Source organism: Caulobacter sp. 602-1 (assembly GCF_003931565.1).
GTDB lineage: Bacteria > Pseudomonadota > Alphaproteobacteria > Caulobacterales > Caulobacteraceae > Caulobacter.
This window is the reverse complement of the sequence record NZ_RRYI01000068.1, coordinates 1-329: the sequence shown is the minus strand read 5'-3', so window position 1 is coordinate 329 and position 329 is coordinate 1. Positions and strand designations below refer to the sequence as shown.

The window sequence follows — 329 nt, the reverse complement described above, 5'->3', positions numbered from 1 at the left end:
GAATCTCCAACCCAATGGTGCCTTGACCGCAAATGACCTCGTAGTCATCGAACGGCGGCACGTAGATCATGCCCTTCGTCTCGGCGAGTTCGGCAGCATGCGCTGCGGATTCATCGAACACATCACCGTAGAGCACCACATCGGCACCATAGGCCTTGGTGGCATCCACTTTCAGCGGCGGAGTAATCTGCGGCATGCAGATAGTGGCCTTGGCGCCACGTTCCCGGGCTGCATAGGCCACGCCTTGCGCATGGTTGCCAGCGGATGCGGTGACGATACCATGAGAAAGCTGCTCTTCGGCGAGCGCATCAATCTTGTTATATGCACCA

At 57.8% G+C, this 329-nt stretch carries 1 protein-coding gene; it reads right to left on the bottom strand.

Annotated features, from left to right (window positions below; translation table 11 throughout):
• A partial coding sequence (locus EIK80_RS25275; RefSeq protein ID WP_125159718.1) for a threonine/serine dehydratase occupies positions 1-329 on the bottom strand: 329 nt, incomplete at both ends.